Annotated in this window: 13 protein-coding genes; all 13 read left to right on the forward strand. The window is 46.4% G+C overall.

Annotated features, from left to right (window positions below; all coding sequences use genetic code 11):
- Nucleotides 1-22: 22 nt before the first annotated feature.
- The 13 genes from BLS69_RS26875 (at nucleotide 23) to BLS69_RS26935 (ending at nucleotide 13466) form a co-directional block, all read left to right on the forward strand.
- A complete protein-coding gene (locus BLS69_RS26875) occupies nucleotides 23-580 on the forward strand; it encodes a GNAT family N-acetyltransferase (RefSeq protein ID WP_091038166.1) in 558 nt (185 codons plus the stop codon).
- 51 nt (nucleotides 581-631) lie between these two features.
- Entirely contained in the window at nucleotides 632-961 is a 330-nt protein-coding gene (locus BLS69_RS26880; RefSeq protein ID WP_091038169.1) for a DUF952 domain-containing protein, read from the forward strand.
- Nucleotides 962-1029: 68 nt separating this feature from the next.
- The gene (locus BLS69_RS26885) at nucleotides 1030-1620 is read left to right on the forward strand and encodes a DUF1572 family protein (RefSeq protein WP_091038170.1); all 591 of its coding nucleotides are present in this window, start codon (nucleotides 1030-1032) and stop codon (nucleotides 1618-1620) included.
- Entirely contained in the window at nucleotides 1617-2207 is a 591-nt protein-coding gene (locus BLS69_RS26890) for a histidine phosphatase family protein (RefSeq protein WP_091038172.1), read from the forward strand. The genes BLS69_RS26885 and BLS69_RS26890 overlap by 4 nt, the downstream gene beginning before the upstream one ends.
- 3 nt (nucleotides 2208-2210) lie before the next feature.
- Nucleotides 2211-3044 carry a DUF2785 domain-containing protein gene (locus BLS69_RS26895; protein ID WP_091038174.1) on the forward strand — a complete coding sequence of 278 codons (834 nt, stop codon included), beginning with the start codon at nucleotides 2211-2213 and terminating at the stop codon, nucleotides 3042-3044.
- Between the two features lie 38 nt (nucleotides 3045-3082).
- Nucleotides 3083-3799, forward strand: a complete 717-nt coding sequence (pxpB, locus tag BLS69_RS26900) for a 5-oxoprolinase subunit PxpB (RefSeq protein ID WP_091038176.1) — start codon at nucleotides 3083-3085, stop codon at nucleotides 3797-3799.
- On the forward strand, nucleotides 3796-4827 hold the full coding sequence (locus BLS69_RS26905) for a 5-oxoprolinase subunit C family protein (protein ID WP_091038178.1): 1032 nt from the start codon (nucleotides 3796-3798) through the stop codon (nucleotides 4825-4827). Before pxpB ends, BLS69_RS26905 begins: the two co-directional genes overlap by 4 nt.
- Complete coding sequence (locus tag BLS69_RS26910; protein WP_091038179.1) at nucleotides 4827-5600, forward strand: LamB/YcsF family protein; 774 nt, start codon at nucleotides 4827-4829, stop codon at nucleotides 5598-5600. Before BLS69_RS26905 ends, BLS69_RS26910 begins: the two co-directional genes overlap by 1 nt.
- Nucleotides 5601-5686: 86 nt before the next feature.
- The gene (locus BLS69_RS26915) at nucleotides 5687-6145 is read left to right on the forward strand and encodes an NUDIX domain-containing protein (protein WP_091038181.1); all 459 of its coding nucleotides are present in this window, start codon (nucleotides 5687-5689) and stop codon (nucleotides 6143-6145) included.
- Between the two features lie 644 nt (nucleotides 6146-6789).
- A complete protein-coding gene (locus BLS69_RS26920; protein ID WP_091038182.1) occupies nucleotides 6790-7206 on the forward strand; it encodes a pyridoxamine 5'-phosphate oxidase family protein in 417 nt (138 codons plus the stop codon).
- Between the two features lie 477 nt (nucleotides 7207-7683).
- Nucleotides 7684-9933 (forward strand): bifunctional 2',3'-cyclic-nucleotide 2'-phosphodiesterase/3'-nucleotidase, encoded by a 2250-nt coding sequence (locus BLS69_RS26925; RefSeq protein ID WP_091038184.1) that lies wholly within the window; start codon nucleotides 7684-7686, stop codon nucleotides 9931-9933.
- Nucleotides 9934-10146: 213 nt separating this feature from the next.
- On the forward strand, nucleotides 10147-11205 hold the full coding sequence (locus BLS69_RS26930) for an EAL domain-containing protein (protein WP_091038185.1): 1059 nt from the start codon (nucleotides 10147-10149) through the stop codon (nucleotides 11203-11205).
- A gap of 173 nt (nucleotides 11206-11378) precedes the next feature.
- Nucleotides 11379-13466 (forward strand): methyl-accepting chemotaxis protein, encoded by a 2088-nt coding sequence (locus tag BLS69_RS26935; RefSeq protein WP_091038187.1) that lies wholly within the window; start codon nucleotides 11379-11381, stop codon nucleotides 13464-13466.
- Nucleotides 13467-13647: the final 181 nt, after the last annotated feature.

Here is a 13647-nt window from a genome sequence, read left to right on the forward strand (position 1 = left end):
GTGAATCATGGAGGTGTGCTGAATGAATGTAGAAAAACTTTTTGCCGAATCGCCGGAATTCGAAACACAGCGGTTAAAGCTGAGACGCCTTGCCATGGATGATCTCGATGAATATTATGCATTTGCCTCTGATCCGCGAGTGAGTCAGCAAAGCTTGTGGAACTGTCATGAGACGGTGGAGGATTCAATTCAATATATTCAGCGGGTACTGGATAATTATGAACGGAAAACGGTACATATCTGGGCTTTTGTCCTGAAGGAAACAGGGACCTTGATCGGGAGGGGGGGCGTCTTTCATCTCAACGAACCCATGCAGAGTGCTGAACTGGGATACGCGATAGCCAGCAGTCAATGGGGTAAGGGGCTTGCAGCAGAAGCGATGCAACCTATCGTGGATTATTGCTTTCGGGAACTGGACTGCAATCGGTTGGAGGGGAAATGTAATGCAGGCAACATAGGCTCTGCACGCGTAATGGAGAAGCTGGGCATGTCGTACGAAGGTTTGTTACGCAAACAGTTGAAGATCAAAGGTGTATTTACGGATCAAAAAGTGTACTCCCGTATCCGGGATGATCTATAATACTTCCAATGACACATAGGGTACATCGCAGAAATTGAAGGAGGCGGAACCATGATCTATAGTATTATTTCCCGTTCGTTGTGGGAGCAAGTGTCAAAGGGAAGTGAGTATGCACCAGATAGCCTAGAGACGGACGGATTCATTCATTGTTCCACCAAGGAACAGATCCCATGGGTAGCCGGGCAATATTATGCAGGCCGCACGGATTTATTATTACTTAGTATTGATGAGAAGGCGTTGAAGCCGGAACTGGTATATGAGGATCTCTACGAATTGAATGAGCTATTTCCACATATCTATGGAGAACTCAATCTGGATGCTGTGCGCAAAGTCATTCCATTTGAACCGAATGCAGACGGCACATTCTCATTTCCTGAATAAATAACATGTGACTCTTCTGTTTGGACGTGATCAGGGGACAACATACTTTTCCGAAGGGTGGTTAACGGATGGATATGAATCAGGTTTTTCTGGAGACAGCGGAGAAACAATTCCTGTATTACAAGCAGCTCGGGGAAAAAGCCATGGCACAACTGGAGTCCGAGCAATTGTTTCAATCCTGGAATGAAGACGCGAACAGCATTGCGGTAATTGTAAAACATCTATGGGGCAATATGCTGTCCCGTTGGACGGATGTACTGACAACAGATGGTGAGAAACCGTGGCGTGAGCGAGATGCTGAATTCGTGAATGATATTACATCCCGGGAAGAGTTGCTCGCTAAATGGGAAGAAGGCTGGACATGCCTACTCGAAGCCATTCGTTCGTTTACCCCGGAACAATTGTCTCATATCATATACATTCGAAATGAAGGTCATACCGTCATGGAGGCAATTATTCGGCAATTGGCGCATTATCCGTATCATGTCGGGCAGATTGTATTTGCCGCGAAAATGCTTAAAGAAACAGCTTGGGACAGTCTCTCCATTCCGAGAAACGGGTCTTCTCAATATAATGGCGGCAAATTTGCCAAGCCGAAGGCACGCAAACATTTTACAGAAGATGAACTTCATATAGAAAAAGGTGAGGAACAACAATGACTCAAATTGCATTGATTCGCCATGGAAGCACAGCGTGGAATAAGGAAAAACGTTCGCAGGGGCAGACGGATAACCCGCTGGATCAGGATGGCAGGGAACAGGCCGTTTTACTTGCTGCGAGACTAGCCGAAGAATCCTGGGATGCCATCTATGCAAGTGACTTGGAGCGTGCAAGTGAGACGGCTCGCATCATTGGTGATCGCTTGGGTATTCAAGAGATTCATCTGGACCCTAGACTTCGCGAGATGGGCGGAGGACAGGTCGAAGGAACGACGGAAGAGGAACGGTTAGCCAAGTGGGGAGTGGACTGGAGTACTCTGGATCTGGGACGTGAGCTTGCAGATGCAGGGACTGTTCGAGGCAGTGCGGTGCTTGAAGATATTGTACAGCAGCACCCCGATGGAAGAGTGATCGTTGTCAGTCACGGAGCCGTTCTGCGGAATACACTGCGAGGTCTGGTGCCTGAGCTTGATATCAGCGTGAAGCTGTCCAACACATCCATTACCCGGATTGCCAAGAAAGATGATACGTGGCAATGCGAACTATACAATTGCAGCGTGCATTTGAATTCGCCCAGGGAGTCTTAATAGATGGATGCTCTGACGTTAAAACAAAAATTACAGCATATTCAGTCGTCTAATCATTCCATTGATCATGAAGAACAGCCTTACGAATTGGCACTGCATATGATGCAGCATATTGGTAGTACTGACCCTGTCCTGCGGGATGAATTGATCTATGTTACGTTTGCAACCTGGATTGGACAGGGTGTATTTTCGGTAGATCAGCTAAGGCATGTGTTGCAGTTGGCGCTGGACGATCAGCACCTGTGCTATGGGATCGGAGAGCAGGGAACGGATAGTGTGTTTACGCGGACGTTCTCCGTATTGTTACTGCCTCCAATTCTGAATGTGGATCGTCAGCGACCTTTCCTGGACAAAGAGGATATCGCAGGGATTCATCATCGGTTGACTACATATCTGGAACGTGAAAAAGATGTTCGCGGCTACGCTGATAATAAGGGCTGGGCGCATGCCCCTGCACACGCGGCGGATGCGGTTGAAGACTTGGCACAATCGCCATATCTGGAGCGAACGGATCTGCTGGAACTTTTGCATGCACTCACTGTGAAAATAACGGAATCAAGTGTGGTTTACATCCATGATGAAGATCAGCGAATAGTGCATGCTGTAATTACCATTCTGCGTCGCAATCTGTTGGAGCCAAAGGATATTACGGTATGGATCGATTCCCTTCATCAAGGAGATCAGGCGGTGAACAGATCACTTCTGGAAACCAGTCATAGGAGCCTGAATGTGCGTCTGTTTTTGCAGACACTGTATCTCGCGATACGTACAGAAGAAGACGAGCCTTTTTCGTTGGTTCGTTCACTGGTATTGCAGGCATTGGAGAGAGATAAATAACGATACGCTAAACGTGTGGACAAAAGGGGAGATGGCGCATGACCAAATTGACGTATGCATGGACGGAAGAAATCTTATCTCCGCTGGGTGAGACAGCAGTTATCATTCAGTGCGGAGATCAATTGTCTGACGCGGTGCAACGCAGAGTGATGTCTGTATGTGCTTTGCTGGAAAAATGCACTCTGTCAGCCATGATCGAATGGGTGCCTTCATATACGTCCGTTACAGTATTTTATGATCCGTTCATCTCCCCGTACCCCGAGTTATGCCGTATTCTGCTTCAGCAGTTGAATCAAATGAAGGAATCCGTCCAAGACAAACCCAGAACGGTCACGATTCCCGTATGTTATGGTGGCGAGTGGGGGCCTGATCTGGACTACGTTGCCAGTGAACATGGACTGACCCCAGAAGACGTTATTGCGATTCATACATCCGGGGATTATCTCGTACATATGATTGGATTTGCACCGGGTTTTCCGTATCTCGGCGGGTTGTCTGAACAGATTGCTACGCCCAGACGGGCAACGCCAAGGCTTCGGGTTGAGGCGGGCACAGTAGGTATCGGTGGCAAACAGACGGGAATCTATCCAGTGGACACACCCGGAGGATGGCAATGTATTGGACGAACGCCACTCCAGTTGTTTCGGCCGGATGAGAACGTACCGAGTTTGCTGGCAGCAGGTGATCGGGTTCGATTTGAACAGATTACGATGCAGGACTATCTGGCGTTGAAGCGGAAGGAGGGCGAACGATGAGTATCGAAGTGATTCGCCCTGGTCTGATATCTACCGTTCAGGATGAAGGCAGAACCGGCTATCGCCGGTATGGTATTCATCCTGGCGGGGTCATGGACACCTTTGCAGCCAGAGCAGCCAATATGCTTGTGGCCAACTCCCGACATGCGGCAGTGCTTGAGATGACGATGACAGGGCCAGAGCTTCGATTTCAGGAGAGCCAGCTTATCTCATTATGTGGGGCCGATCTGACGGCAACGGTGGATCATCTGCCTGTACCTTTGTGGCGTCCGGTGCTGGTGCGGGCTGGAAGTGTACTGAAGTTTGGTCAATGTCGTCATGGTTTGCGTGGATATCTGGCGATTGCGGGTGGAATAGCTGTGCCTGAAGTGATGGGCAGTCGAAGTACAGACCTCAAGACAGGTCTTGGCGGTATGGATGGGCGAGCCTTACGCGTGGGGGATCTGTTATCCATAGGTGAACCTTCTGGTGAAGCGCAAGGTTGGATGCAGCGTATGGAGCAGCAGGTAAAGGAGAGTGAGCGGGACCACCGAATATTGGCGCCTGCGTGGCTTTTATCTGAACGGGAAAGACCTGACTATTATGGGCAACCTGTTATTCGTGTGATGGAGAGCAAGGATAGTTCGCTGTTCAGCCAAGAAAGTCTGGGACAATTCTATGCCGAAAAATACGTGATCACTTCACAATCCGATCGGATGGGCTATCGCTTGCAAGGCTCCAGACTGGAGCTGGATCAGGCCCTGGATCGGCTGTCAGAAGCCGTTACCTATGGCACAGTGCAGGTGCCACCTGATGGCCAGCCCATCATCTTGATGGCGGACCATCAGACGATTGGAGGTTATCCTGTCATTGCACAGGTAGCTCGGGTGGATATACCTATCCTGGCTCAGGCTAGGCCAGGAACCCAAATTTCTTTTAAAAAGATTATGCATGATCAAGCTGGACAGTTGTATATGGAACAGGAAATCAATATGCAGCTCATGGATAAGCTGATACGCAGAAGAATGGCAGGAATGGAGGGCACTTAATGAATACCCCCAAAACCTTGGATATCAATTGTGATCTGGGCGAAAGTTATGGTATATATCGTACTCTGTCGGACGAAGCCATTCTACCCTTGATTACATCAGCCAATATTGCCTGCGGGTTTCATGCAGGAGACCCGGCTACAATGCGGCTGACGGTGGAGAGGGCATTGGAGCATCGCGTTGCGATTGGAGCCCACCCCGGGTTGCCGGATTTGCAAGGGTTTGGCAGAAGACGTATGGACATTACCCCACGGGAAGCATATGACATGGTGGTATATCAGATGGGTGCGCTGGATGCCTTTGTCCGTGCAAGTGGGGGGCACATGCATCACGTAAAACCACATGGTGCCTTATACAATATGGCCGCAGAAGATGCAAAGCTTGCTGAAGCCATCGCCGAGGCGATCTATCAAGTAAAGCCTGACCTGTATTTGTATGGTCTGGCGGGTAGTGAGTTGATTCACGCTGCGGATCGCATCGGTATTCGCAGTGTGAGCGAGGTGTTTGCAGATCGAACCTATGGGGCGGATGGTAAGCTAACCTCTCGAAGCCAAGCAGGAGCTGTCATTGAAGAGTCGGGACAAGCGATTGCTCAAGTACTCCAGATGGTAAAAGACGGCGTGGTTGTATCCACGGACGGTACGCTGGTTCCCATTAAGGCAGAGACGGTCTGTATCCACGGTGACGGAGCGAATGCTCTCGCATTTGCTCAAGAGGTTCGTCGTGTGCTGGAATCGGAAGGCATTAAGTTATCCGTGCATACAACAGAATGATACGCCTGTTCAGCAGAACATTAGTAGTATCAGGTTGTTCGGATTGAACTTTGAAATCTTGGAATGACAAGGAGTGAATGAACAGAATGAAACCCATACGCAACTCGGCGAAAGCTGTCATTGTGCAGAATGGACAATTGTTGGTCATCCGGCTGGAAGATCAATATGGTACTGCTTATGTGTTCCCAGGTGGAGGACAGGAGAAAGGTGAAGAACTCAAGGATGCGGTCGCGCGCGAATGTCTGGAGGAGATTGGTCAGGCCGTGAACGTGGGAGAGCTGTTACATATCCGGGAGTATATCGGAAAAAATCATGAATTCGCCGAGTGGGATGCAGACATCCACCAGGTTGAATTTTATTTTGCGTGCAGCCTGATAGATCCGGAGGCAACCGTTTTTGAAGGCTCCAATCCAGACGACCACCAAGTCGCTGTGGAATGGATTGCACTTGAAGAGCTGTCCCAGATTCGTTTATATCCAAAAACAATTGGCGAATTGCTTCTTAAATCGGATTCTTCATCAATCTATCTTGGAGATCTGAATTAAAAAGATCCTAGGAACAATACGGGATAATCCCTTTATGTAAACATTTTAATAATCAGCTTTGCCGATTTTGTCACGTTTGCGTACAGGTTTAAGGGATTCACCATAGGTGAGGTGGGTACACTATAAGTACAGGCTTATTACAGAGTTGCATTAAGCTGTCTCTAGTTATAAGCGATTAATGAACTGTCATTAAACAAAAAGAGATAGTAACAATTACACTTCTCTTTGTACTTTTATTAATCAACCTTAATTGGGAGAACGGTAGACGTAGTGGAGGGGACGGAATCGATTCTGAGGAAGCGAAGTGTTCGCATGTATCTTGGATTTTCAATCATATATCCTTTGGAATTAAGCATTCACACGATAACGGAGAGGACAGAAGAAACCTGAAAAAGCGAAGCGCTCGCCTTTATCACCGGATTTTCCCTTTAGAAAAAGGGAATCAAAAAAATCTGGGGATAACAGCGATTGGAAGGTTGTTCTGTCATCGTAGTGCCAGTGTGAATCGGTTTTAATCCAATGCATATGAGGAAGAGATCAGGATCATTGAGAGATAACAGCGATCCAAAGAACGATCCGTACCCGAAACGGCCGCCTACAAGAGTCCTTCCAATATACCTCCAAAACCGAAAGGAGCACTTCCCATGAACCAGACTGAATTGGAACAAAACATTGTAAAAGCATTGGAAAACAACCCTTTTTGCAGCTTCTCCACTGTGGAGAATGGTAAACCGAAATCCCGCTATATGGCGCTTTTCAACGAAGGACTGAACATTCATCTGGCAACGAACCGCCGTACACACAAAGTAGAGGAACTGGAGAATAATCCGAATGTTAGCCTGCTACTTGGTTATGAGGCTGGTGGTTCCAAGGAAGTAGTTGAGATTGAAGGAACCTGTGAAGTGACAAAGAACGAAGGCTTGCGTGAGCAAGTGTGGAACGACGAACTGAAGGCGTGGTTCGATGGACCTAATGATCCAAACTATGTCATTCTGGACATTACCCCTACTCGTATTGAATACACAGGGAAAGATCATGAACATCATGTGTGGGAACAATAATCCGAATATGAACATAACCTCTGCAAAGTAGCGTCCTTATGCGAAAATACGCGCAGAGTTTAATCCAACCGTGAAAGCCATTATGGTTTCACGGTTTTTGGTATGGATGAATAACGCATAATTGGACATACATGTAAGACACATGTAATATACGTATTTTAAAGATAATAAGCACTATATACCTACTAAAATGTTGAAAAAATTGTCGAAATCACGCATGATAATGTAAACTCGCCTAGGTATGTGCGTGTAATGTAAAAAATAATGCTTTTCAATGGCTGAACATTGCGTTATGATTTGGAATGTAAACGACAAGCACAGACATAAATAGATGTTCATGTGAGATAAACTTACCTGAAATTCCGATGCATGTCATCAGAGCGTCAGTACGCACAACCCATGAAATCTATCTTTTTTCTGCGCTCTTCGTTTGCCCATTAATGCATGATTCAATGTACATAACCGGGAGGGGTTATTTTGAAAACGAGTAAAAAAGTATTATCAAGCCTGACTGCCGCTTTGGTTGCATTAAACGTGCTTGCGGTGTTTCCGGTACCTGTATCGGCTGCGGATGCTGCCAAAGTTAAACTGCGGATCATGGAAACCACAGACATTCATACCAATCTGGTTAACTATGACTACTATTCCGACAAAGAGACAGACCAGTATGGACTTGCCAAAACAGCTACACTGATTAAGAAAGCCCGTGACGAGGCGAAGAACAGCCTGCTGTTTGATAATGGGGATCTGATTCAGGGGAATCCGCTGGGAGACTACTCTGCGAAAATTGATCCACTGAAAAAGGGTGAGACTCACCCTGTATATAAAGCGATGAATCTGCTCGATTATGATGCAGGTAACATCGGTAACCATGAATTCAACTATGGTCTGGATTTCTTGGACATGACGCTGGAGGGAGCAAACTTCCCTTACATTAATGCCAATGTCTATGTAGACGATGGTGATGATGATGAGACAAATGACAAGAATTACTTCACACCGTATGAGATTTTGGATAAAAAAGTAACGGATGAGACTGGCAAAGAACATACGATCAAAGTGGGTGTGATCGGATTTGTGCCGCCTCAAATTATGCAGTGGGATAGCGCTAACCTTGAAGGTAAAGTGATCGCCAAGGATATTATTGCTACCGCGAAAAAATTCATTCCAAAAATGAAGGCCGAAGGTGCCGACATTATTGTAGCCATCCCTCACTCCGGATTTGAGGATATCCCTCAAACGGATCTGATGGAGAACTCAGTACTGTACCTGAGCCAGGTAGAAGGCATTAATGCGATTCTGTTTGGACATGCTCACAAAGTATTCCCAAGTGCTGATTTTGCCGGCAAAAAAGGGGTAGACCTTGAGAAAGGTACAATTAATGGCGTTCCTGCTGTAGAACCAGGGTTCTGGGGTGATCATCTTGGTATCATCGACCTGGATCTGGAGCTGGTTGATGGCAAATGGAAAGTGGTGGATTCCAAAACGGAAGCACGCCCAATCTATGACACAGCCAACAAAAAACCATTAGTAGAGGCTGATCAGGACATCATTGATGCGGTTCATGAAGAGCATGAAGGTACATTGGAGTATGTTCGTGGTCCGGTGGGCGAAACGACTGCACCTATTAACAGCTTCTTCGCTCTGGTTCAGGATGATCCATCCATTCAGATCGTAACGAATGCACAGAAATGGTATGTCGAAAAACATATGCAAGGTACGGAATATGAGAAAATCCCTGTATTGTCAGCAGGTGCACCATTCAAAGCCGGTGGACGTTCAGGCGCTTCGTATTACACGAATATCCCTAAAGGCACCATTGCGATCAAAAACGTTGCTGACCTGTACGTATATCCAAATACGGTACATGCTGTAATGGTTAACGGCGCAGAACTGAAAGAATGGCTGGAATGGTCTGCAGGCCAGTTCAACCAGATCGACCCGGCTAAAGGTGGACAACAACAACTGATCAACAATGACTTCCCAACGTACAACTTCGATGTTATTGATGGTGTAACGTATCAGATTGATGTGACGCAACCAGCCAAATACGATAGCAAAGCTACGATCGTTAATGCATCCGCAAGCCGGATCAAGGACCTGAGCTTTAACGGAAAACCGGTTGACCCAGCTCAAAAATTCATTGTAGCGACAAATAACTACCGTGCTTCTTCATCCAAACTGGCTAACCCGGACGGCAAACGGATCGTTCTGGCTGCACCGGATGAGAACCGTCAAGTGATCATCGACTACATCCGTGAGAATAAAACGATTAATCCGGCAGCGGACGGCAACTGGTCCCTGGCACCAATTAAACCATCTGCTGGTGTAACCGCAGCAGCACTGAATGATCTTGAAGTTGTGTTTGCTTCTTCCCCGGATGCGAAAGGTCTGGTTGAAGCGAACCCGGCGATGTCATTCATCGGTACAAACAATGAAGGTTTTGCAGAGTATGGCTTGAAACTGACAGGTGAAGCAACGACAACACCTGAAACAGGTACGGAGCCAGCTCCAACGCCTAAACCAACGCCAACACCGACGCCTAAGCCACAACCTGAGAAACCGGCAACCAACAACAAGGTTGTATATGTAGTGAAAAAAGGGGATAACCTGTACCGCATTGGTTTGAAATATGGTGTGGACTGGCGCAAACTTGCGACAGCTAACAAAATCTCAAATGTGCATAACCTGAAAGTTGGACAGAAAATCGTGATTCCCGCTTCTTAAAGTTTAATAAGTGGTGAGGAGACCGACAGTCATCAGACTGTCGGTCTTTTTTTCTGCAAATTTGAATATATTTGTTCCAAGAACCGTCATACAGGAAGTCATCAAAACAGTAGAGATTAATTTTAAGACCCATGATATAATATTTACAAACTTTGGGTATATACAAGTGAACATTAATGGACATGGAATCTAAATTGGCAAGGGGGGTCCTACATGAATTGCAGTGGCTGCAGTCCAATCTATCCTATAGAGGGCCAAGGTACCTTGTACTTGCGTCCCATTTCCCCCGCTTTGCTGGAAGCGCTACAAACGCCGGGAAGACTTATCGAGACGTCGGATGACATGATGTGGATGCATTTTTCGAATCTGGAGACGGTTCAGAGCTTAATAGAAAAGATCGGCGAAATTGATCCGACATTACGTGATTCCCTAACTGTTCAGATTATGCCTATATACGAACAGGCTAATGAAGAAAGCTGGATTAGTCTAACCATGCAGGAGTCCCGTTTCAAACATGCGGAGCTTGTTTCCATTATTCTGGAGCATCAATTCAGCAGTCATATGCAACCCATCGTTGATGCATCGGAGCAGATTATCGGATATGAGTTTTTGCTTCGTCCTGCTGAGAATGGAAAATCCTTCAGTTCCTATGAATTATTTGAAGTTGCGCGTGAGACCGGACTACATTCTTTTCTGGATCGATTGGCGCGTATTACTGCTATTGAGACCAGTGCCCTTTTTCTGCCGCATGGTGTCAAACGCTTCGTAAATTTCCTGCCTTCCTCCATATATAATCCCGAATATTGTCTGACACATACATTTGAAGCGATTGAACGCCTTTCGCTGGACCCTAAAGATTTTGTGTTTGAAGTCGTGGAAACAGAGCAGATTCAGCATATGCCCATCTTACAGCAAATATTTGAGGTATATCGTTCCCGTGGAATGTCGGTTGCACTGGATGATGTGGGTGCCGGATATTCGACAATAGAGTTGATGAATCGGTTAGAACCGGATTTTGTCAAAATAGATCGAAGTCTTATTGACCGTTGTGATCAGGATTCGACCAAACAACAGCAAATTCTTCATATTGTTGAGATGTCGAGTCGATTTGGAGGGCAAGTCCTTGCCGAGGGGATTGAACGGATGGAAGAGTTTGAATTCTGTCGTTCCATAGGTATTGAGCTTGCCCAGGGCTACTATTTTGGTAAACCCTCGGCACAACCGCCAGGCGGTCCGTACTCCAATACTTCATCTAATTCATGGAATAATTAGTAACCTGTACCTTGTACAAGTCGCTTCTGATCAGAGGTGGCTTGTTTGGCGTGCCTGCACATTTTTCTCTCAAATAAAAACCCTCATTTAGCCGATATATAAGATAAGCCTTTTAGATTGATCCATACATACAAAGAAAGAGGGCATTTTTACATTTTGAGGGGGAGAAAGACATGAGTGAAACTCAGGATAATAAACCAATGAAAGCAGCGAAACCTGCCAAACCAAAACATAATCAAAATAAAAAGAAGAAAAAGAAAGGTTTTGTCTGGAATATAAGGAACAAACTATTGGTCTCCTTCCTGGCCGTTCTACTCCTGCCAAGTTTGGCAATCGGCTTGATCACACTAACGATGGCTGAAGATGGCATACAAGAACAATTAGTGGATAGTGCCATGCAAAGTGTGAGCACTGCCAATACCATTGTAGAAAGCCAAGTGAATTACAAGATTCATGACATTAACTATTTCGCGGATGCCCTTGATCCGAGCCTGATCAAAGGGGAGAACGATAGTCCTGAGCTTCAGGTGAAGCTGGAGCAATACCTGGGCTTGCATCCTGATGCCATGAATATTTTTGTAGGAACAACAGATGGAGTCATGGTTCGAGGTAAACCAACAGCGAGCAGCACACGGGGAGATGCATATGATCCTAGGGAGCGGGAGTGGTACAAACTAGCGATGGACAAGCCAGGTACAGCTGTTGTATCAGCTGTGTCTGTTAATACCGATGGTGTTGCAGTTGTATTTATCTCCAAAACATTAAAGGATCAATCCGGTGTTATCGGTTTATCTCTGGACCTGACAGACCTGCAAGAGCAGGCATCCATTAAGGTAGGTAAAGAAGGCTACGTTATTATTATGGATGCAAACAAAAACTATGTCGTATCCCCTGTAGCAGATGCAGGTACGCCGGAAACGAGTGGCTTGCTGGATGAGATGTATGAAGGTCCAGAAGGTCAATTCGATTATGTGTTCAACGATCAACCGAAGATGATGATTTTTTCAACAAATGAAGCAACAGGCTGGAAAATTGCCGGCACGATGTTCAAGAGTGAAATAACTAATGCAAGTAAGGATATCCGCATGGTCACATTTATTGTTATTCTGGCGGCTACGTTCCTTACACTCCTCTTTATTATCTGGTTTACACGCTCCATGCTGCGTCCAATTAAACGACTGCAGGAATCAGCCAGAGCTGTAAGTAAAGGTGACTTGACCGTGAAAATGGAAACAGGACGTAAAGATGAAGTCGGAGAACTTGCGAAGTATTTTGAGCGTATGGTTGATAACCTGCGTATGATGATTCTGGGCGTACAGGAAACGACAGAGCAGGTATCTGCTTCTTCTCAAGAGTTGTCTGCCAGTGCAGAACAAACCACCAAAGCGATTGAACATTCAACACAGGCCATTCAGGAACTGGCTGAAGGTGCAGAGCAGCAGGTAAACAGCGTGAAAGACGGATCGGGACAGATGAGCCGAATGGCAGAAGATGTTCGAATGATGTCGGAGCGTGTGCAATCGATTACGGCCAATATGCGGCATACGTCCGGAGCGGCTTCTTCTGGGAATGAGGCAGCAGGACAGGCTGTGGAGCAGATGAACAGTATTCAGGAAACAGTGGAGCAGCTGGGAACGGTGGTTCAATCTCTGAATGCCCGTTCCGTTGAGATTGGTAGCATGGTTGATGTCATTGCATCCATCTCCAAACAAACGAACTTGCTCGCATTAAATGCTTCTATTGAAGCAGCAAGAGCGGGGGATGCGGGTCGTGGGTTTGCAGTTGTAGCCGGTGAGGTACGCAAACTGGCAGAAGAATCCGGAAGTTCGGCAGCGCAGATTGGTGAGGTGGTTCATAATATCCGTCAGGACATGGATGCCGCTTTAATCGCCATGAATGCGGCTCAGACTCGGGTAGGAGAAGGAATTCAGGCCGTGAATACGTCAGGACAATCCTTTGCTCAGATTCGGGAGGCGGTGGAAGATGCGGTTCATACATTGGATGACTTGTCCGCAACAACGAAGCAACTGGAGAGTGGTGCATCCCACGTTGCCAAGGCAATGAGTGATATTTCGAATGTGACGCAGGAATCGGCTGCAAATACAGAATCCGTGTCTGCATCTTCGCAAGAACAACTGGCATCGGTAGAAGAGATTGCATCATCGTCGGCACATCTGAACAGTATGGCAGAACAATTGCAAGGATTACTTGGCATGTTCAAGATGGTGGAGGATACGCCGAAGGATAAGGGCAAAGAGTAAATCCTAGCATTTCAACACCACAATTTACCACACATTTTATAATAGAAGAAAATAAAGATAGACAATGTTCCTGTAGCCCTGTATAAATATATCGTCTGGTTATTCCGCGCATATAGCGGTGTAATCTAACAATATAAGATCGAATTAACGAATAATATATTGATACAGGGTACAGCAGGAG

Origin of the sequence: Paenibacillus sp. CF095 (genome assembly GCF_900101225.1) — a bacterium.
Taxonomy (GTDB): domain Bacteria; phylum Bacillota; class Bacilli; order Paenibacillales; family Paenibacillaceae; genus Paenibacillus.

Coding starts and splice junctions, on each gene's coding strand:
- BLS69_RS26875 (WP_091038166.1), top strand. CDS start 23: ATGAATGTAGAAAAACTTTTTGCCGAATCGCCGGAATTCGAAACACAG.
- BLS69_RS26880 (WP_091038169.1), top strand. CDS start 632: ATGATCTATAGTATTATTTCCCGTTCGTTGTGGGAGCAAGTGTCAAAG.
- BLS69_RS26885 (WP_091038170.1), top strand. CDS start 1,030: ATGGATATGAATCAGGTTTTTCTGGAGACAGCGGAGAAACAATTCCTG.
- BLS69_RS26890 (WP_091038172.1), top strand. CDS start 1,617: ATGACTCAAATTGCATTGATTCGCCATGGAAGCACAGCGTGGAATAAG.
- BLS69_RS26895 (WP_091038174.1), top strand. CDS start 2,211: ATGGATGCTCTGACGTTAAAACAAAAATTACAGCATATTCAGTCGTCT.
- pxpB (WP_091038176.1), top strand. CDS start 3,083: ATGACCAAATTGACGTATGCATGGACGGAAGAAATCTTATCTCCGCTG.
- BLS69_RS26905 (WP_091038178.1), top strand. CDS start 3,796: ATGAGTATCGAAGTGATTCGCCCTGGTCTGATATCTACCGTTCAGGAT.
- BLS69_RS26910 (WP_091038179.1), top strand. CDS start 4,827: ATGAATACCCCCAAAACCTTGGATATCAATTGTGATCTGGGCGAAAGT.
- BLS69_RS26915 (WP_091038181.1), top strand. CDS start 5,687: ATGAAACCCATACGCAACTCGGCGAAAGCTGTCATTGTGCAGAATGGA.
- BLS69_RS26920 (WP_091038182.1), top strand. CDS start 6,790: ATGAACCAGACTGAATTGGAACAAAACATTGTAAAAGCATTGGAAAAC.
- BLS69_RS26930 (WP_091038185.1), top strand. CDS start 10,147: ATGAATTGCAGTGGCTGCAGTCCAATCTATCCTATAGAGGGCCAAGGT.
- BLS69_RS26935 (WP_091038187.1), top strand. CDS start 11,379: ATGAGTGAAACTCAGGATAATAAACCAATGAAAGCAGCGAAACCTGCC.